The following is an 18,026-nucleotide window of genomic DNA, read 5'->3' as shown; positions in this document are numbered from 1 at the left end:
TAATATTGACGCGCTTTTAACGATTATACCGTGCTCCTATTATATGAGAGGTCTGAGCGTCTAATTGTAGATTGGACAGTTTATCTAGAAACGTTCTTAGTGCAGTATTTCACTCTAGGCAAAAGAGTTAGCCACACCATCGGCATACACGATATCTTAAACTTTAACAAATCGGTTATGCCCATGGTATTGGTCAATATATTCAAAGTCAGTAGCTGATCTTTTTTTCATAATTATATCTCTTAACAGAATGCTTTCTGGATGTGTACTATGAATAATTTCTCCCCATGTTCTTGCGGATTGTTGCACGTAAGTTGTACGAGGAATGCGCTCTTTCTCGTATTCAATAAAAGCTATATTTACGTCATCATGTTCTTCAAACATATCCTTTAAGCAATCAGCGTCTTCTAAAGCCTGACAAGCACCTTGGGCTAAGTACTGTAGCATTGCGTGAGCAGAATCTCCTAAGAGAGTAACATTCCCTTTTGTCCAATTTGTTATCGGCTCTCGATCGTACATGGGCCACCGTCGCTGACGAGAAATAAAGGAAATCGCTTTTTTGACTTTTTCACATGCCCCTTCAAAAACTTTGTCCATCTCTTCGGGGGTGCCCCAGTTATTCGTGTGTTCAATTTCAGGTCGATAACTTTCACTTTTAAATACAACAACTTGATTATAAAGCTCACCTTTTCGTACAGGATACTGTACTAGGTGAAGATTTGGACCAATCCACATGAATACATCGTCCATGTTTGCAACCGATTTTTTGACTTCATCAACAGGGATGGCTCCGCGGTATGCTACATAGGCAGAGCAAACCGGCTGATCATCGCTAAACAAACGACGAACTTCGGACCAAATACCATCAGCACCTACTAAGGCTTCTCCGTGATGTTTGCTGCCACTTGCAGTTGTAACCGTTACTCCATCATTGTAATCTTCCACATTTGTTACTTTCTGATTGGTTTCTAACGCTACATTTGGGTGTTCGATACAGGCGTCTAAAAGTACACGGTGTAAGTCTGAGCGATGCAAGACGATATAAGGAGCCCCGTAACGCTCTTCATAGGTTTTACCAAGGTTTAGTGCAGACAGCTCTTCACCACTAAAGGCATCCATCATTACGAGTCTCTTAGGGAATACAGAGACTTTCTTGATTTCCTCCATGACACCTAACCGCTGAAGTACGTTTGTTGCATTTGCTGCTAGCTGTATGCCTGCTCCAACTTCCCCAAATTCGGGTGCTTGTTCCAATACTTTTAGCTTTCGTCCAGACTGAGCGATACCAAGTGCCGTCGCTAACCCACCAATTCCTCCGCCAATAACTAGCAATGGAGTCTCTGTTGTTTGAGCCATAGTAGCCCCTCCTCGTATAGATAAACGCTTTCATAAAATGGTAATCAATTTGTTAGCCCCCTTACGATTAAGGGGGCACGAGTCCTTAACGATATGCTATAAACTCATTAATTACTTTTTGGTGTCCGTTATTTACGTCAAGAGCCTGGGATTGTTCTAAATCGAAGCGATCCATGATAGGGATGTCGTTCACTGTGAACAAGTAAGATTCTTCACTTGCGACATGTTCGTGCCAAGCCCAGTTTGGGATGGCGAAGTAATCGCCTTTTTTCCAATCAAAACGAACGCCATCAATGACTGTATACCCTGAGCCTTTATGAACTTGATAGATGACTGAGTGCGTGTGGCGATGTGCTTTAGTATGAAATCCTTTTGGCAGTAGTTGCATCCAAGATCCCATCGTTGGGTTTGCAGTCTTGCCATTTGAAGGATTAATGTATTCCACGGCATATCCTTCAAACGGGTCCGGTTCAAATCGCTGCAAACCTTTAATGGCTTGTTCAGTGCCACTCCATTTATAATTTGCGAGTGGTGCTACTGTTGAATGCCGATCGTGAATTGGGCGGACCATGCCGCCGCTGTACCGTTGCTCAGAGAAGTTATCTGGTTTCGTTGGTGTTTCAATTTGGTCCGGGTAAGGTTCGAAGAACGTCCCTCCCATTGAGTAGATCGTTGGTATGTCGAGTGCATCCATCCAGATCATCGGCTCATCACCAACATGCCCGTGACCGTGCCAAAGGTTCTTTGGCGTAATGAGGAAATCTCCTTCTTGCATGAAAATTCGCTCACCTTCTACAATTGTATACGCGCCTTCGCCGTCTGTGATGAACCGCAATGCACTTTGTGAATGCCGATGTGACGGTGCAACTTCCCCTGGCAAAAGCAGTTGAACTGCGGCATACAACGTTTGCGTAGTCGATGCCCAACCCCACGGCTTACGGTAGGTTAAGCCAGGGTTTTGGAAGTAAATGGCCCGTCGTTCACCACCGCGATCAGGGGTGAATATTTGCGATGCTTCATGCAGCTTTTGTTTCATGAGCTCATCCGACCAAAGGTAAGGAACTGCATGTGGTTTCGGTGTTTTGTTCATTAAAGCGGGAATCGCTTCCCAAAGGGGTCCCAGGCTGTGCTCTTGAATTTCTTTCGTGAAGTCTTTCACATCTTGGTCTTCTAAATATGCTGCCTTTTCTGCCATTTCAACATCCGCCTCTCATTATAAAAGTATAATTAGTCTAATTTACTGAGGTTGCGCTTGATCTGACTAAGGTGCTTTTCAACATGTTCTTCAATGAAGTGACCGATGATAAAAGATACAGGTTTGTTGCAGAACTTCTGAAAGTTTCGGTGTGGATTTTCTGCGTGAAGCTGTTTTTCACTTATGGTGGATAGCTTTTCTACCATTGCCTTCAACGCTTCGACTTCACCAAGTGTTTTTTGTACAGATAATTGACCGGTATTTTCGACAGCTTTTAAGCGCGCGGGGTCTTGTAAACCTCGGCCCCATTCGCTACCTGGTTTCTCGACGACACGATCAACTTCATTGACCCAATAGGGGATTGCCTCGGCTAAATGTGACAAGACTTGCATAATGGACCATTCTTCTTCGCTTGGGTTCCAGCGGATCGTCTTTTCATCAAGTTCGCCAGAAATGTTGACGATTTGATCAATCACATCTTGGATGTTCATCACTTGATTATGAATGGACTTTGTTGTCATGGTTTGCCAACTCCGTTTTTGCGACTTTATTCTCGAGAACCCCGACTTTATCAATTTCAATTCTAACGACGTCTCCGTCAGTCAAGAAGGTTTGTGGATCGCGTGCAACGCCTACACCTCCAGGAGTTCCAGTTAGTACGACATCGCCTGGTTCTAGCGTCATTAAGTTAGAAAGGAACTCAATGAGTTCTTGAACATCAAACACGAAGTTCGACGTATTTGTTTTTTGTCGTTCTTCTCCGTTTACGGTTAGACGAACGTCCAATCCTGATGGGTTATCCAGTTCGTCTGAAGTGACGAGCCAAGGACCAAGTGGTAGGCTTCCTTCAACCGTTTTACCTTGAAGCCACTCAAGGGTGCGACGTTGAATGTCACGATACGTCACATCATTGGCAATGGTGTATCCAGCTACGTGTTCGAGTGCATCTTCCCTCGATACATTTCTAGTTTTCTTGCCGACAACGAACGCGAATTCTGCTTCGTAATCGAGTTGATCTGAAATCGGGTAGTGAGGAATGTCGTCTTGAGGTCCTGTAATTGTGTTTGCGAACTTTGCGAACACGACGGGGTTTTCTGGAAGTTCACGACCCATTTCTTTAATATGTTCGCGATAGTTGTGCCCAACACAGATGATTTTTCCGGGCTTTCGTACCGGTGCGTCAATCTTTACACTGTCGAACGCATGGATAAGAGGATGTTTATACGCCGCATCTTTAGACAATGCATACGTGATAGATTCTTTAGCTTTCGAGAGGCTGTCATCAGAACCTTCAATAAATCCTTCCATATCGGCTGGAATGTAGGCTTCAGCTATTAATTCTGAACGCACTTTGCCTTCGCTTTCCAACAGCGCTTTGTAGGCGTAATTCAGATCGACGACTCTTTTGTCTTCTGTAAGTGCTCCGATTCTTGATTCATTGTTATAAATAAATGTAACGAGTTTCATGGTTTATGATACCCCTTTCAAAATTAAGTTCATGATGAGTAGTTCCACTCTTTGACTTCATAAATGCAATCCTCATTGTTCATCGGATCATTTCCGATTAGCGATTTCACGGACTCAAGAGATGTTGCTTTAATCACATAAGCGCCGCCAGTTTGATCAGAAAAAGGTCCCGCAAAAACTAATAAGCCGTTTTCTTTGAGCTGTGATATGAAATCACGGTGTCCGGCAATGGTATCACCGGAGAAGGAGGGTTTTCTTTCAATCCATACAATAAACGTAGACAGATCCATCACTCCTTAGTTATAATTCATATATAGATAACTTTGTTCACTATTTATAAACAATATAAAGGCTAAAAGAGGTCACGTCAAATTTTTTCTTAGAGTTATGAAGCTTGATGTTTGAAACCACTTTTGAGCAAAGTAGGTAACAACATGATAGAAAGGGGGGCATGAAGGATTGAATATCTCATAGAAAGAGTGAAAAGCATGAATGAAAGGGGTTCCTTAAACTTGGATACTACAACGTTTACAAGAATTTTAATCGAACAATTAAAGCGAGATGAGCATAAAGAGTATAATGACTTTATTAATGAATTAAATTTAGCAGCCAAAAAGTGCGAGGCGATGGTAGATCTTCAAAGCGCAGTGAAATCCTTTCAAAAATATATGGCGCCATTAGATGAGAAGTTATCTATGACAAATGATTATGAAGATTATATGAATATGAAAGCAACCTTACTAGATATGTTCGTTAATGATTTAAATTACGACTCTGTTTTTCTCCTAGTTGAATCATTAAAAATGGAAACTGAGTATGAGCATATTCAAACATTCATTGAACCAATTGAGTATTGGGTAACAGTAATTAAATCAAAGGAAAAATTCGCTCTCGCTTAAATGATATGAGTGATTCTGTAAGAAGTGACCCCCGACTGATACGGGGGTCGCTATTTGTCTTGTCATATTTCTCTTCGATCAAAACCAAATACTCGGAAGCCATAGCGTAATTGAAGGAACGTAAGCGACGAGTATCAAAACAATCAAGGCTACTGCGATAAATGGAAGTACATACTTTGTTAATACTTCAAATCGAACGCCTGTAATTGAAGAGGTTATAAACAGGGCTGTACCTACAGGTGGTGTGATAAGACCGACAGCCATCGTTAAGCAGATGATAATACCAAACTGAATCGGGTCAATACCATAGCTCGTGGCAACTGGTAAAAGGATTGGCACGAGTATGATAATTGCAGCAATCCCTTCAATTACCATGCCCACAAGTAATAACAGGATGATACACAGAAGTAAGAAAACATAAACATTATCTGTTAAGGAAACCATCATAGATGAAAGCTGCTGCGGCACTTGCTCGAAAGAAAGAACCCATCCAAAAATTGTAGCCATTGCAATAATAAACGTAACAATGGATGTGAACTTTGCAGTATTCAATAGTATTTGTGGGAAGTCAGAAGGTTTAATCTCTCTATAAAGAACCATGCCAACAATTAATGCCAAAAAGCTTGCAGCTGCAGCTGACTCTGTTGGTGTCACTAGTCCTGAAAGAATACCAATAATGATAAGTAGTGGAATACAGAGAGAGGGTAAAGCAATGAAAAATGCTTTGACTACTTTCATCGCTTTTACGCGATCGTGTTTTGGGAAATTTTGTTTGATTGAAATAAAAGAAATAAGCAGCACAAAGCCTATAGCGAGCAAAATCCCTGGTATTACACCGCCGATAAACATATTTCCTATCGATACTTCTGCAGTTACCCCGTAAATAATGAACAACAAGCTTGGAGGCACAATTGGACTTAGCAGGGATGATGCAGAAGTTAGTGCTGCACTAAATTCTTTCTTATATCCTTCTTTTTCCATTTCAGGTACCATAATGCGACTCATCATTGCTGTTTGAGCATTTGCAGAACCGATAATGGATGCAAGAAACATATTAGTCATTACGTTTACATACGCAAGACCTCCTCTAAAATGCCCAACTAAATCTTTAGCAAACTGTAGCAATCTTGTCGTTATCCCGCCTTTATTCATTAATTCACCAGCTAAAACGAAAAGTGGAATGGCAAGCAAACCATAGTTTTGAATCCCCCCTGTCATTCGTTGTGGGATGGACTCCAGTAGCAGGAGGTTGTTGGTTGCTAGTATGTAAGATACTGTTGAAACACCTAATACGTAAGCAACAGGTAGACCAATAATTAATAATGCCGTGAAAACAACCAAAAAAATAATCATGATAGCCCCCCTGCTTCCCCATGTCTATTCAGCTTTTTGATTGTGTTAATGATCCCTTCGATACTGAATAAAGACATAATCAACATTGTCATTGGGAAAATCAACATCGGAATCCATAGTGGCATTTCTAATGAAACTGAAGTAGCCTCACGGATGCTAGATGACATTAACCATCTCCATCCAAAAATGAACCCCATGATAGAAAACCCTAAAATGATTACTTGTGTGCAAGTTTGGATAATTAAGTATTTTCGTTTGCTTAAGCGCTCAATCACAAAAGTGAGAGAAATCATGTCTTGGTTTCGAATACTCAATGTGGCACCGAGAAATGTGATCCAAACGAGCAAAAACAATGCGAGTTCATCAGTACCAACCATCGGCTGCTGAATCACATAACGGGAAAAGAAGGCTGAGAATGTGATAATTCCGATGGCGACCACGCTTAGCATACATACAAGTTCAACAATTTTTGTAATGCCCTGATTAACTTTAAAAAGTATGTTCATGTCTTAGTTAGTCCTCCTAGTTGTCATATTCTGAGATCTCTTTAGCCTTATTTATAAAATTGCCAATGTAATCATTAGCTTCAGCGTACTCATCATGAATATTCTCAGCTACATTGTAAAAATCGGAAAAGTCTTCGATTTCTACAATAGTCCCTCCTTGTTCCTCGAAGTCTTTCATTTGTTGAACTTCCCTTTCAATTGCTATCTTTTTATTATGTTGAATAGCTACATCCAATGAGTCTGAGAAGATTTGCTTTTCTTTTTCCGAAAAGCTGTCATATAATTGTTCATTTAATAAAACTGGTGCTGCCCAACTCATGTGATTTAAAGGAGTGAAATAATCGCCAATATCGTAGTAGCCGTTATTCATCATTAAATCAAGGTCGATATCAATAGCGTCTACGACACCTGTCTGAAATGAACTATACAAATCAGCTGCTGGTACAGGCGTTGGTCCTGATCCTGATTGCTGCCAGAAGTCGGTGATGGCAGGACTAGGGCTAATTCGTAATGAGAGGCCATTAAAATCTTGAATGGTTGTAAGTGGGTGATCGCTAGAAAGAACATGACGCATTCCAGCAAAAAAATAACCTTGACCAACGACACCATCTAACGTATCGAAGAGTTGGTGTGCTTCCTCAGTGGCACCCATTTTGAAAGCGTCTTCATGATCGCGCAAAATAAAAGGCATTGCCCATGCTGCAAAAGCCTCAGAATGGCTATTTAACTCTGGGCCAACAAGTACAGCAAGGTCAATGGAACCTACTTGAAGCTGTTGGTACATGTCATTTTGCGGACCTAGAGATCCTTGCGGATAGAAATCAAATGTCCATTTTCCATCAGTGCGCTCTTGCACCTCTTCCTCCAGCTTCAAAAGAGATTGATGCCAAACATGGCCTTCTGGAACTACATGCGCACTTACAAAGTTTCGTTCTTGAATTTCTGAGTGATTGGTTTGGGCTGTATTAACATTGGTAGAACAGCCCATAAATAGTATATAGAGCGGCAAGAGAATAAGTGCTGCCTTTCTCATAGGTATACCCTCTCTCTTTTATAGTGTAATAAGTTCACTATAAAATATAATCGATATGATATTTTTTTGTCAATATAGAATGTTCAGCCGATCGGTGCGATGCTCATGAGTGTGAGATATGGTAAATTAATAGGAACAGGTATTAGCTAAGGGGCTGTTATATCATGGAAAGAAAGAAAAAAGAGTTGAGCAAAGCTGAGACAATTCAATCTCTTAAAGTAGGTTTATCCATTGTTGATGTAATTTCAAAAAAAAATCGTCCGCTAAAATATAATGAGATTTTAAATGAAACAGCATTGTCTAAAAACAATTTATATAAGTATTTAAACACGTTAACGATGCTCGGAATTCTGTATCGGGATGAATATTCATTGAAGTATTTTTTAGGTCCAAAATTAGCGGAGTATGGTTATCAGACGATGAATCAAGAGAATATATTAGAGCATATTGCGCCCCATTTGCGAGAAATTAATGATTATGCTAATGAGACGTTATTGTATACAGTCGCTACTGAACGTGGCCCCATTGTTGTGAAGCTCTTAAGTGGTTCTCATACGCTAAATATTGGTGCACAAATCGGTACGTTATTGCCACTTAAGTCAGCATGTGGAAAGTTATATTATGCGTACGAAAATGAACAAGCGGAAGAATGGGTCGACAACGAGTTTAAACAACTTTCAAAAGAAGATCAAAATATGCTAGAAGAACAAAAGCTCCAGGTTATCCAACAAAGAATAACATTTGCAAATGAACCGATTGCTCCAGGCGTTTCATCACTTGCTGTACCGATTTTAGACTTTCGAACACAGCTTCTTGGTACAGTAATCATGGTAGGGTTTAAGGATCGAATTCCATCGTCGCTAGATGATCATTTAGCAGAGTATTTGCAGAGAAAAGGACGTGAAATGTCTGAGATTTTAGGTGGAGATACGGATTAAGCTTGGAAGCATATTGTACGGTTCCTTTAGAATAAAAAGGAGCTCATAATCATTGAGGTTGTCTCTGAAAATATTTGATTAAAAGGGGTATTATGAAAGAGTTAAACGTAAAAGCCAATCGCAGCATTGAACGGGCCTTTCAAGTGCTTAATTGCTTCTCAATAGAAGAAAGTGAGCTATCAATTAAAGAATTTGTAGCGAAAACAGACCTTTCTAGAGCTACGTTGTATAGAATTATAAAAACGATGCAAGAAATTGGCTACATTCAATATGATTCAAGTACGGATAAATATAGATTATCAATTAAATTTTATCAGCTTGGTGTGATCGCATCTTCTGATATTGCTATACAAAAACAAGTGGCTCCTTTCATGGACGAGCTTTATGAGGTGACAAACAATACAATTCTACTGGCAACGCTAAGGGACAAACATTTAATTTACTTAGATAAAAGAGAAAGCGAAGAAGGGCTGAAAATCAGCTCAACAGTGGGCAAGATTAGAGAGCCGGATTACGGCTTGTTGGGAAAAACCATAATTGGTGCATTGCCAGAGGATGAACAAGTGACAATCGTTGATCAACTTCGACTTGTAAGAAATAATGAGGAAATCGAGGATCTAATTACGAAGATTCAGCAAGTGAAAGAACAGGATTATTTGTATATGATCAATGAGACGACAAAAGGGGTTGCAGGGATTGCCGTACCTATTCGAGCCCAATTTACAATGAGTATAGGAGTTCTATTCCCATCCTTCCAAATTGACGAAGAACGTCAGCGAGTAATTATTGAAAAGATGCTTCAAATAGCGAAAGATATTACTAAAATACTAAATGAATAAACTGCAACCACTCTATAAAGAGTGGTTTTTATTTTTGAAAGCGATAACATTATTTGTTGACTTATCGTCATTTATTTACTACGATTAAAAAAATAGTTCATTAAGTAATCTTTTAGTTCACTGAGTGAACAAACGGAGGGATTTTGTGCAAACCGATGTTTTAGTTGTTGGTGGTGGAGTTAGTGGGTTGAGAGCTGCCATACAAGCGAGTGTAGAAGGAGCAAAAGTTACATTAATTAATAAAGGATCAATTGGAACTGGAAGTGAAACAGCATATTTAGATCATTTAATTGAGCTAACTGTTGTTGGTGTAAGTGAAAACGAAGAAGATAAGACACTGTATGCGAAAGATTTAATAGATTTTGGGAGACATATCAATGATGAGGATCTCGTTAACACATTTGTGACTAACTCATTGGCAGAATACGAGTATATTTCCTCATTAGGTGTTCCGATGGAGAAGATCGATCATACGTATCCAAGTCATCGTGCACCCAGGTTAATCAAAGGGATTGGTCATTTCGGTCAAAACTTATTAAGCAGATTAAAGAACGAAGCAATAAGTAAAGGAGTTAATATTATTGAAAATGCTACATTGTACGATGTAAAAGAAGAAACTTCATTTAGGACTGCTTATGTTGGACTCAAAGCGAAAGGGATTGTTACGGATTTACGCATGCAGTTCTCAAGCCTCATTCTCGCTACAGGGGGCGGTGGGAGAATCTTTTCAATTAGTACAAACCCTGGAGGATCAACAGGTGATGGTGTTGCAATAGCCTTGAAATTAGGTGCGAATATTACTAACCTTGAATTCTTGCACTTTCTTCCACTTTTAGTGAAACCCATTAAAGGCTACTACTTAACAAGTGCAATATTCACAAAAGGGTACATGAAAAATACAGAAGGTGAGAAGTATATTCCTAATTATCCACCAGGTTATCAATCTATGGAGGATGCTGAATTACAAGGATACCTTTTACTAGATGCTTGCATGTGGATCCAAAAGCAAATTCTTGAGAAACGGGTCACGGAAAATAATGGTGTCTATTGGGACGGCAGACATTTAAAGGAAGATATAAAGGAGAGAATTCCGAATAGTTATGAAAAGTTAAAGGAGCGTGGTTTAGACTTATTAGAAGATATCGTTGAAGTGAGTACAGGTTGCCATCAATTATTGGGCGGGGTTGAGATTGATAGCGCTGGTAGCACAAATGTGCCATGGCTTTTTGCAGCAGGAGAGGTTGCTGGAGGGTTTCATGGCGCGGAGCGGCTTATGGGAACAGGAGTTATGGATGGGCTTGTTTTTGGTGCAAGGTCTGGATCGTCTGCAGCGAAAAACGCCATGAACACCAAGTTCACACCCGAAATTGAAAGAGAAAAACCGGAAAATTTCGAGGGTTCATTAGATATGGATATACAAAGTATGAAGCAAGAAATCCAAAAGAAGATGGACCATATCTTAATTACTAAAGATAATACACGACTCCAAAGTACACGCAAGGAAGTTCATAATATATATGCAAAACTAGCAAATATCGAGATTCTTTCTTTACCTGTGGCTCAAAGATTAATGTTAAGTGAGTGTATGAATATAACAGTGTTGTCATTAGCTTACATTGATGTATCCATGAGAAGAGAGGAAACGAGAGGCAGCTTTATACGGACTGATTTTCAACAGAAGGCTACTGAAAACAATCCGTCATTCGTCCGACTTGTTAACCAAGATGTTTTTGAAGTAAATATATAAAGAAAAGGGGTTTAGGTAATGAAAAAAATGCTGCTTAGTTTAGGTTTAGGCCTATCAATTGTTGTTGCAGGTTGCAACGGTGGAGACGACTCTTCTGACAGTTCTCAAGCGTCGGGAGAATTTGATATTGGAACAGCAGGTTCAGGAGGAGCCTTGTACCCAATGGGTACAGCGATGGCACAGACGATTACGAGCCATTCAGATTCATTGTCTTCGTCAGCCATTACTTCAGGAGGTTCAATTGAGAATATACGTCAGATGGTAGACGGTGAGCAAGGTATGGCGATTGCCAGTTCTGAAATCGCTTACTTTGCTTATGAGGGCATTGATCAGTATGAAGGAAATCAAGTGGATGATCTCCGTTCTTTATTCGGGAGTATTAATCAATGGGCTCTGGTTATAACCACTCAAGAAAGCCAAATTAACTCTATAGAAGATATGGCAGGTGGAAGAATTGGTGTTGGTGCGCCAGGCAGTGGTGGAGAAAATACTGCGAGAAAAATTTTAGGTTCATATGGAATTACGTACGAGGATATCTCTGAAGAGTACTTATCAGATAGCGAAATGGCAGAGGGGTTAAGCGATGGCATGATTGATGCTTTCTTATTAACAAACCCTCTTAACTCAGCTACTCTAATGGATTTGAGTAATACAGAAGATATTCAGTTGCTACCTGTCGACTTACCTGCTTTTTATGACGATTATTCGTATTTTGAAATAATGGATGTTCCAGCAGATACGTACCCTGGACAAGTTGAATCGATTTCAACACCGACCAATAGAATTATGCTAGTGACAATGAACGACGGTACGTTAAGTCATGATCAAGTATACGAAATTTTGGAAGTTCTTTGGGAAAATGAAAGCGCGTGGATTGATTCCCACGCGGCTGTAAAGGCAGACACAAGTTTTGAAAATGCATTAGATGGATTAACGATTCCTTTGCATAGTGGTGCTGTTGACTATTATGAATCTATGGGAGTAGATGTTCCTGAAGAGTTAATTCCACCAGAACACAATCAATAATTCTTTAATCTTACTAGATAAGTACGGGGGTGTTCTTATGGTTAAAGTAGTAGGCTGGGCTTGTGCGATTGCTGCTATTGGATTATCGTTGTTTCATATATATACCGGTATTATGGGGAATTTCACACCAATGTTGCAGCGTGGTATTCACATTTTCATCATTTTATTTTTAGCATTTTCGCTATATTCTTTTAAGGGGAAGCAAATACGTTGGTACAATATAGTATTACTATCAGTTACACTTATTTTAGCATTAGCTACCCTTCCGTTATTTTCACCAGAGGCGCAGTTTGATCGTGGCGTCATTGGTCCTTCTCAAATGGAGATTGTTCAGGGGTGGGTGTTACTCGTTTTAATCCTTATCGCTACGAAATTTGTTTTAGGGTGGGCCATGACAATTATTGCGAGTATTTTCATAGTGTATGCGTTCATTGGCCCATACTTACCTGGGATTTTATATCATACAGGTGTTTCGCCTGCCTCACTGTCAAGTAATCTCATATGGACGACTGAAGGTGTGTTTGGTACGCCGTTAGGCGTCGCTGCGACATTTGTAGCGTTGTTCATATTGTTCGGGGTGCTATTAGAGGAGACCGGAGCTGGGGAGTTCTTCATTGATTTGTCTTACGCTGTAGCAGGACGCTTTCGGGGAGGACCAGCACAAACAGCGGTTGTTTCTAGTGCATTAATGGGATCAATACAAGGAAGTTCAGTAAGTAATGTCGTGTCGACAGGTAATTTCACCATTCCTTTAATGAAAAAAACGGGTTATTCAAAGGAAGTAGCGGGTGGAATTGAAGCAGTAGCCTCTACAGGTGGGCAGATTGTTCCCCCTGTCATGGGGGCTGTAGCCTTCGTAATGGCTGATATGACAGGTTTAGGGTACGCGGCCATTGTTCTCGCTGCTGTTATCCCCGCTTTCTTATTCTATATCGCTTTATCGTCAGCGGTTTATTTTGAAGCGAAAAAGGCTGGTCTGGAAAAAAAACATAAATCTGAGCTGCCTAACATCTCTGCAACGCTAAAAAATGGTTTTTATTTATTTGCACCTCTTATTGTCTTGATCTATTGTCTAGTCATTCTAGAGTTGAGTCCATCATTTTCGGCATTAATTACAATTGTTGCAACATTCCTTATTTTAATTGTGCAAAATGTACTTAAAGAGAGGGCGCTTCCAATTAAATCAACATATAATGTGTTAAAGAAAGGGGCAGAGATACTCGTACCAGTAAGTGTCGCATGTGCGACAGCAGGGGTTCTTATTGGGATTTTTGGAGCTACAGGTTTAGGTATTCGATTCTCACAGGGTCTTATAGATCTTTCTGGTGGAATGCTAGTGCCTGCTTTGTTACTGATGATGCTCGCTTGTATCATTTTGGGAATGGGTCTTCCTACAACTGCGGCATATATTATTACAGCTGTACTCGGTGCGCAAGCATTAGTCTCATTAGGGGTTCCTTTACTTGCTGCACATATGTTTATTTTATATTTTGCGATTATGTCCTTTATTACACCTCCAGTAGCTCTATCAGCATTTGCTGCTGCAGGAATCGCAAATGGTGATGCCTTAAGGACAAGTGTAAGTGCGTGGCGATTGGGGTTATCCGGGTATATCATCCCTTTTATGTTTGTGTTTAATCCAAGTTTACTTGGAGAGGGAAGTTTATTAGAAATTACGACAGCACTAATTCCGGCAACAATCGGGGTTGTAAGTTTATCGATTTCTACAACAGGTTGGTTTTTGGAACGTATGAACGGTTTGGAAAGAGTGGTCATGTTTGGTATAGCGATCCTCTTTTTAGTTCCTAATTTGGCAATGACAGCCGTAGCAGCTGTGTTATTGCTGGCAATCATTTTGTATCAGTTAAGAAAAAGAAATGTCGTGCTGGGTAGCTCGTCTCAAGTTAGTTCATAGTGTAGGTTAATCATTTGTTGTAGCATGACTCTTAGGGTCATGCTTTTTATCATGTCTATGTTGTAAACGGAGAATGGGAGTTATCGGGTGTAACAACATAGTATAACCGTGTGCAGGATAAGTGTCAGAATCCTTACTTCGAGGAAAAGGGTAAGTATTCAAAAAAATAGGGGGTTATTATGAAATTTAAAGAATGGGAACAAGAACAGAAAACATTGCACTTGCTTACGCAAATGTTAGGGAAGTATAAAGTTGCGTTGGCGCACAAAGAACCTCAATGGGAGCATATTATTCTTGATATAACGGTTCAAGGTGTGTCGACGGGAATGTTGCATGATAAAGGCCAATCATTTTCTCTGTCAATCAATCTCGTGAACGATGAGATTGAAATTGTTACAACAGAGAAGTTTGTGACGATCCCACTCCAAGATGGCGTAACGATTAAAAAGTACTATGAATTGCTTCAGCAGAATCTGAAGGAATTGGGGATTGACGTAGTGATTCATACGAGGCCGCAAGAAATGGATACGACAACGCCTTTTGAAGAAGATACCACCCATCATCATTATAATGGCGAAGTCTCTCAAAAGGTATTAGATTATTTTAAGTTGGCGCACACGGTAGAGACTGAGTTTTTGAGTCCATTAAGAACGAGAAAAATTAAGCCGGGGTTATTTTGGGGTACATTTGATGTGTCTTCGGCTCTTGTATACAACGCGCATGAGCCGTTTCCGGATGATACGAAGGTCATCGAACGTGCGGCTTTTGATGAGCCGATGATTGAGTTTGGTTTCTGGTTTGGGGACAAGAACTTTAGTGGGCCTACATTTTTTGTATTAGCGTACCCTTTTCCGTCGATTACATTTGAATGCGCACCGCCATTCCCAGACGGCAGCTACTTTGATGAAACGTTGATGGAATTTATTTTGGAACTGGGAGACGTGGATGGCGATGTGAACGCAAAAGTCGTCCAATTTTTTGAGCAATCTTATCACAGGCTGAAGGACTATTTAGAATGGGAGGGTTGTGAGCATTATCACCTTCCACTCAAGATGAAAGACAATCATCAAGATTAATATTTTGATGTCTTTCCTAGGCCGGTGAACCGGTCGAAGTTCTCCATAGGCATTGGACGTAGCTGAAAACGTTTGTTGCTTCCAAACAGACGTTTATGGAAGCAGGGCCAGCATTTTACAGAAAATAAACGACCGTCTCCTTCCAAAACTGTTTTCATTTTTTCAAGATTGAGTCACACGCTTTGAAAAGAACAAGGTCGTGTAGTACAACATCCCAAGCCTAGAATCGAGTGAACAAAGGCGGTTCCCTTATGCGTCATCTTCTGAGACTTCCTCGAGTATGTCATCGCCATCTTGCTCTTCCAAGGTGACGTCACTTGGCAATACATCTTCTAGCGAGAAGAAACTCGGGTCGTCAAAATCAACATGTGTATCGAGCTGTACGACATGTATAGTGAATGTGTAATGGTCTGAGTCTTGAACCATTTTGACGGGTAGCAAATGGTCGACATCCAGCCATAATTCAGTCTCAGAAGATCTGGGACCTTCGATAAGCAAATAATAAACTTCTTTCTCGTCGTACTCATCTGTCTGGAAAACGGATACCTCATCTTCGGTCACGCCGCTGAGTGTATGACCAATGTAAGGGATCTCGCCTCGAAGGGAATCGGGTTCAACGATTGTGTTCGTATAAGCGACGTCACTGCCTTCTTCATAATAAAACGCTTGTTCGCCATCATATGCAGAATATTCGGTCACATTACTCTCGCCCGTTTGGTATTCTTTGCGGTTGAGTAACACGCCATGATCGTCTCGTTGTAAAAATTCTTCACCATACTCAGTTTCGGACGTTGAAAGAGTGATTTCATAGTGTAAACGATACGAATCAATATTCAGTGACGTGGAAGAAGCTTCAGACAATGCATCCCCAAGCTCAATGTCTGGACTTTCTTGTTCCTCCGAATTCTCTGCAACATCCGTACATCCAATGAGGAGTAGACTACTGCTCATTAACAAACCGAAGCGTAATTTTAAGATAAGCGCAAACCCTCCAGAAAAATATATATTTCATTTATTTTAAACTTTCCAAACAAAAAAATCAATCAAAAGGCCTAATACGCGTAACTGAAGAAAGAGCCGTTTTTAACGGCTCTTTCCCCTCGTATTTAGTCGATAAGACCTTGCTCAATTAAAAAGTCCAAGGCAACATCATACGGATCTTCATCCTCGATATCAACGCGGTAGTTAAGTTCAGATATTTCTTCTACTGTTCCGTAACCTTCGAGTTGATTTAAGATCGGTTCAATTTCTGGGTGTTGTTCTAGTAAGAAGTTTGTGACGAGCGGTGCGGCTTGATAAGGAGGAAATAAATCCATATCATCCTCTAGTGCAACCATGTCGAACTCTACGAGTTGTGGGTCGGTAGAGAACACATCACTCACTTGGATGCTGCCGTTACTAATCGCTTGGTAACGGGTGGACACATCGATGGATGTTACATCTGTGAATTCAAACCCATACACGTCTTCAAATCCTGCGTATCCATCTTCACGGTCCATAAATTCAAATGTAAAACCAACACTTAAATCACTAGAGTGAGGCACTAAATCGGAGATCGCCTCGACGCCTAGTTCTTCAGCGAGATCTCTTGGCATCGCGAGGGCATACGTATTCTGAAAGCCCATTGGAGCTAGGAAATGGAAACCAAATTCTTCATATATTCCTTCTCTTGCTTGTTCGTAGGATTCTTCTTCATCATAGCTGAAATCTTCTTCGTTTAATAAATCTGCTAGTACTGTACCGCTAAACTCAGGATATATATCAACATCCCCAGAGATTAACGCGTTGAAGTTCACGTTCGTTGCCCCGAGTGGTGCCACAACATCAACGGTTAAATCGGTTTCTTCTTCAATGAGTATCTTATACATGTTCGCTAAGATTGGAGGTTCTGGTCCTAATTTCCCGCCTATAACGACATCAGGTTCATCTTGGAATAGCGAGATGACCGGTTGAATGAGTACGATGAAAAGGGCGATCGTAACAATACTTATGATCGGCTTTAAAGATCCACCTCGACGTTTCTTTGCATTTCGCTCGGTTAGACGTAAAACGAGGTCTAGCACAATGGCAAGTAAGGCTGCAGGCAGTGCGCCAAATAAAATGTATTCGTTATTCGTTCGCTGAATACCGGTCATAATGATCTGACCGAGCCCGCCGCCACCAACGAGTGCCGCGAGTGTTGCTGTACCGACAATCAACACCATTGACGTCCGAATTCCTGCCATAATGGTTGGCATCGCTAACGGCAATTCAATCTTTCTTAAGCTTCGAAAGGAGTTCATTCCCATCCCTCTTGCTGCTTCAACGATGGCCGGATTCACTTCTTGAATGCCGGTGTACGTATTTCTTAAGATTGGCAGCAGCGCATAGGCTGTCAAAGCAATAATTGCAGGTGTTGGGCCAATTCCTACGAATAGAACGAGAAAACCGAGCAAAGCGAGTGACGGGATGGTTTGTAAAACAGCGGCTACGCCGATGACCCATTCTGAGTAGCGTGTGTAACGCGTGAGCAAAATGCCAAGAGGCAATGCAATGGCGACAGCAATAAGTAACGATACGAGTGAAAGTTGGACGTGCTCCCAAAAAGAATTTAGGAGTAGATCAGATCGCTCTTGAAACAGTGAAACGTAAGACTCCATAAAGTTTTCCATATCGTTTTGCGACATTCAATGATGT

General features: G+C 40.7%; 17 protein-coding genes. 7 read left to right on the top strand and 10 right to left on the bottom strand.

Going from position 1 to position 18,026, the window contains the following annotated elements; translation table 11 throughout:
• Positions 1–156 precede the first annotated feature (156 nt).
• The 5 genes from ACE1TF_RS07470 to ACE1TF_RS07450 form a co-directional block, all read right to left on the bottom strand.
• The gene (locus ACE1TF_RS07470; RefSeq protein WP_375015596.1) at positions 157–1,356 is read right to left on the bottom strand and encodes an FAD-dependent monooxygenase; all 1,200 of its coding nucleotides are present in this window, start codon (positions 1,354–1,356) and stop codon (positions 157–159) included.
• An 85-nt stretch (positions 1,357–1,441) separates the two neighbouring features.
• Entirely contained in the window at positions 1,442–2,551 is a 1,110-nt protein-coding gene (locus ACE1TF_RS07465; protein WP_375015594.1) for a cupin domain-containing protein, read from the bottom strand.
• A 32-nt stretch (positions 2,552–2,583) separates the two neighbouring features.
• The gene (locus ACE1TF_RS07460; protein ID WP_375015592.1) at positions 2,584–3,072 is read right to left on the bottom strand and encodes a DinB family protein; all 489 of its coding nucleotides are present in this window, start codon (positions 3,070–3,072) and stop codon (positions 2,584–2,586) included.
• A complete protein-coding gene (locus tag ACE1TF_RS07455; RefSeq protein ID WP_375015590.1) occupies positions 3,050–4,018 on the bottom strand; it encodes a fumarylacetoacetate hydrolase family protein in 969 nt (322 codons plus the stop codon). The genes ACE1TF_RS07460 and ACE1TF_RS07455 overlap by 23 nt, the downstream gene beginning before the upstream one ends.
• 29 nt (positions 4,019–4,047) lie before the next feature.
• A complete protein-coding gene (locus tag ACE1TF_RS07450; protein ID WP_375015588.1) occupies positions 4,048–4,308 on the bottom strand; it encodes a YciI family protein in 261 nt (86 codons plus the stop codon).
• 222 nt (positions 4,309–4,530) lie between these two features.
• Here ACE1TF_RS07450 and ACE1TF_RS07445 point away from each other — a divergent pair, with 222 nt between their 5' ends.
• The gene (locus ACE1TF_RS07445; RefSeq protein WP_375015586.1) at positions 4,531–4,917 is read left to right on the top strand and encodes a hypothetical protein; all 387 of its coding nucleotides are present in this window, start codon (positions 4,531–4,533) and stop codon (positions 4,915–4,917) included.
• Between the two features lie 78 nt (positions 4,918–4,995).
• Here ACE1TF_RS07445 and ACE1TF_RS07440 read toward each other — a convergent pair whose 3' ends face one another.
• From ACE1TF_RS07440 to ACE1TF_RS07430, 3 genes are read right to left on the bottom strand one after another with little or no spacing between them, the layout of a single operon-like run.
• A complete protein-coding gene (locus ACE1TF_RS07440) occupies positions 4,996–6,270 on the bottom strand; it encodes a TRAP transporter large permease (protein WP_375015584.1) in 1,275 nt (424 codons plus the stop codon).
• The gene (locus ACE1TF_RS07435) at positions 6,267–6,776 is read right to left on the bottom strand and encodes a TRAP transporter small permease (RefSeq protein WP_375015582.1); all 510 of its coding nucleotides are present in this window, start codon (positions 6,774–6,776) and stop codon (positions 6,267–6,269) included. Before ACE1TF_RS07435 ends, ACE1TF_RS07440 begins: the two co-directional genes overlap by 4 nt.
• Before the next feature lie 16 nt (positions 6,777–6,792).
• Positions 6,793–7,809: a TRAP transporter substrate-binding protein gene (locus ACE1TF_RS07430; RefSeq protein ID WP_375015579.1), complete on the bottom strand. Its 1,017-nt coding sequence runs from the start codon at positions 7,807–7,809 to the stop codon at positions 6,793–6,795.
• Positions 7,810–7,973: 164 nt separating this feature from the next.
• Here ACE1TF_RS07430 and ACE1TF_RS07425 point away from each other — a divergent pair, with 164 nt between their 5' ends.
• The 6 genes from ACE1TF_RS07425 to ACE1TF_RS07400 all read left to right on the top strand — a co-directional run bounded on the left by ACE1TF_RS07425 (position 7,974) and on the right by ACE1TF_RS07400 (position 15,350).
• Positions 7,974–8,747 carry an IclR family transcriptional regulator gene (locus ACE1TF_RS07425; RefSeq protein WP_375015577.1) on the top strand — a complete coding sequence of 258 codons (774 nt, stop codon included), beginning with the start codon at positions 7,974–7,976 and terminating at the stop codon, positions 8,745–8,747.
• Positions 8,748–8,839: 92 nt separating this feature from the next.
• Entirely contained in the window at positions 8,840–9,586 is a 747-nt protein-coding gene (locus ACE1TF_RS07420) for an IclR family transcriptional regulator (RefSeq protein WP_375015574.1), read from the top strand.
• A gap of 145 nt (positions 9,587–9,731) precedes the next feature.
• Positions 9,732–11,333 carry an FAD-binding protein gene (locus tag ACE1TF_RS07415; RefSeq protein WP_375015572.1) on the top strand — a complete coding sequence of 534 codons (1,602 nt, stop codon included), beginning with the start codon at positions 9,732–9,734 and terminating at the stop codon, positions 11,331–11,333.
• 18 nt (positions 11,334–11,351) lie between these two features.
• Positions 11,352–12,359 (top strand): TAXI family TRAP transporter solute-binding subunit, encoded by a 1,008-nt coding sequence (locus tag ACE1TF_RS07410; RefSeq protein WP_375015570.1) that lies wholly within the window; start codon positions 11,352–11,354, stop codon positions 12,357–12,359.
• A gap of 37 nt (positions 12,360–12,396) precedes the next feature.
• Complete coding sequence (locus tag ACE1TF_RS07405; protein ID WP_375015568.1) at positions 12,397–14,274, top strand: TRAP transporter permease; 1,878 nt, start codon at positions 12,397–12,399, stop codon at positions 14,272–14,274.
• Positions 14,275–14,453: 179 nt separating this feature from the next.
• A complete protein-coding gene (locus ACE1TF_RS07400) occupies positions 14,454–15,350 on the top strand; it encodes a DUF5996 family protein (protein ID WP_375015566.1) in 897 nt (298 codons plus the stop codon).
• Positions 15,351–15,599: 249 nt separating this feature from the next.
• Here ACE1TF_RS07400 and ACE1TF_RS07395 read toward each other — a convergent pair whose 3' ends face one another.
• Entirely contained in the window at positions 15,600–16,301 is a 702-nt protein-coding gene (locus ACE1TF_RS07395; RefSeq protein WP_375015564.1) for a hypothetical protein, read from the bottom strand.
• A gap of 155 nt (positions 16,302–16,456) precedes the next feature.
• Complete coding sequence (locus tag ACE1TF_RS07390) at positions 16,457–18,016, bottom strand: ABC transporter permease/substrate-binding protein (RefSeq protein WP_375015562.1); 1,560 nt, start codon at positions 18,014–18,016, stop codon at positions 16,457–16,459.
• Positions 18,017–18,026 lie beyond the last annotated feature (10 nt).

The sequence above is a fragment of the Geomicrobium sp. JSM 1781026 genome (genome assembly GCF_041949955.1).
Classification (GTDB): Bacteria; Bacillota; Bacilli; order Bacillales; family Marinococcaceae; genus Geomicrobium_A.
This window is presented reverse-complemented; position numbering and strand designations above follow the sequence as displayed.

What these genes read in the sequence shown, in the direction of transcription:
- ACE1TF_RS07420 (WP_375015574.1), top strand. Translation starts at nt 8,840, where the DNA reads ATGAAAGAGTTAAACGTAAAAGCCAATCGCAGCATTGAACGGGCCTTT.
- ACE1TF_RS07430 (WP_375015579.1), bottom strand. Translation starts at nt 7,809, where the DNA reads ATGAGAAAGGCAGCACTTATTCTCTTGCCGCTCTATATACTATTTATG.
- ACE1TF_RS07400 (WP_375015566.1), top strand. Translation starts at nt 14,454, where the DNA reads ATGAAATTTAAAGAATGGGAACAAGAACAGAAAACATTGCACTTGCTT.
- ACE1TF_RS07395 (WP_375015564.1), bottom strand. Translation starts at nt 16,301, where the DNA reads ATGAGCAGTAGTCTACTCCTCATTGGATGTACGGATGTTGCAGAGAAT.
- ACE1TF_RS07435 (WP_375015582.1), bottom strand. Translation starts at nt 6,776, where the DNA reads ATGAACATACTTTTTAAAGTTAATCAGGGCATTACAAAAATTGTTGAA.
- ACE1TF_RS07390 (WP_375015562.1), bottom strand. Translation starts at nt 18,016, where the DNA reads ATGTCGCAAAACGATATGGAAAACTTTATGGAGTCTTACGTTTCACTG.
- ACE1TF_RS07460 (WP_375015592.1), bottom strand. Translation starts at nt 3,072, where the DNA reads ATGACAACAAAGTCCATTCATAATCAAGTGATGAACATCCAAGATGTG.
- ACE1TF_RS07455 (WP_375015590.1), bottom strand. Translation starts at nt 4,018, where the DNA reads ATGAAACTCGTTACATTTATTTATAACAATGAATCAAGAATCGGAGCA.
- ACE1TF_RS07465 (WP_375015594.1), bottom strand. Translation starts at nt 2,551, where the DNA reads ATGGCAGAAAAGGCAGCATATTTAGAAGACCAAGATGTGAAAGACTTC.
- ACE1TF_RS07450 (WP_375015588.1), bottom strand. Translation starts at nt 4,308, where the DNA reads ATGGATCTGTCTACGTTTATTGTATGGATTGAAAGAAAACCCTCCTTC.
- ACE1TF_RS07470 (WP_375015596.1), bottom strand. Translation starts at nt 1,356, where the DNA reads ATGGCTCAAACAACAGAGACTCCATTGCTAGTTATTGGCGGAGGAATT.
- ACE1TF_RS07440 (WP_375015584.1), bottom strand. Translation starts at nt 6,270, where the DNA reads ATGATTATTTTTTTGGTTGTTTTCACGGCATTATTAATTATTGGTCTA.
- ACE1TF_RS07405 (WP_375015568.1), top strand. Translation starts at nt 12,397, where the DNA reads ATGGTTAAAGTAGTAGGCTGGGCTTGTGCGATTGCTGCTATTGGATTA.
- ACE1TF_RS07410 (WP_375015570.1), top strand. Translation starts at nt 11,352, where the DNA reads ATGAAAAAAATGCTGCTTAGTTTAGGTTTAGGCCTATCAATTGTTGTT.
- ACE1TF_RS07425 (WP_375015577.1), top strand. Translation starts at nt 7,974, where the DNA reads ATGGAAAGAAAGAAAAAAGAGTTGAGCAAAGCTGAGACAATTCAATCT.